The organism is Deinococcus fonticola (assembly GCF_004634215.1).
Lineage (GTDB): Bacteria > Deinococcota > Deinococci > Deinococcales > Deinococcaceae > Deinococcus > Deinococcus fonticola.
On the sequence record NZ_SMMH01000109.1, the window covers coordinates 1 to 679 of the forward strand.

Annotated in this window: 1 protein-coding gene; it reads left to right on the forward strand. The window is 55.1% G+C overall.

Annotated features, from left to right (window positions below):
- Positions 1-679, forward strand: a 679-nt coding sequence (locus tag E5Z01_RS19275) for a transposase (protein WP_135230852.1), incomplete at both ends; no start/stop codon positions are given.

Sequence of the window (679 nt, forward strand, 5' to 3'; positions counted from 1 at the left end):
AACAGCAACGCGGCGACCCGGCTGCTCATTCTTGAGGACGCACTCGAGATTCTGCATTGCCAGGACATCTTCACCCTCTATGGCGACCGTGAATTCATCGGCCAGGACTGGGTTGATGGTCTGATTGACCAGGGTATCCCGGTCACCATCCGTATACGGTACACCACGTCCATCGACGGTTTGCCCGGCCGCGAGTGGCTGAGCGACCTGCAACCTGGTGCAGTAGGGGTTCTGCTCGATGACGTTGAGGTCTTTGGCTCACCGATGAACGTCGTGGGGACATTCACGACAGATGGGGAGATGCTGCTTGTGGCGAGTAACGCGATGAAATCGCACAAAATTCTGAAAGCCTACCGGAAACGGTGGAAAATCGAGTGCCTGTTTCGAGCGCTGAAATCCAAGGGATTTCAGCTTGAGAACACCCACATGACGCTCCATGACCACCTTGAACGGTTGCTCTGCGTGCTGACCTTGGCCTACGTGTGGTGCATTCTGGTCGGGCTTCAACAAAGTGTTCGACTCAAAACCCACGGAAGGAGGGCGTGGAGTGTCATCACCTTGGGTCTGAGAGAATTGGTACGGGCGTGGAGCCAGCCTGAAAAACAGCGTGGGGTACAGCTACTTGCCTTTATTGACCTCCTTTCTCCATCCCAGACGGGATTTTTGGAAACTGTCGGGT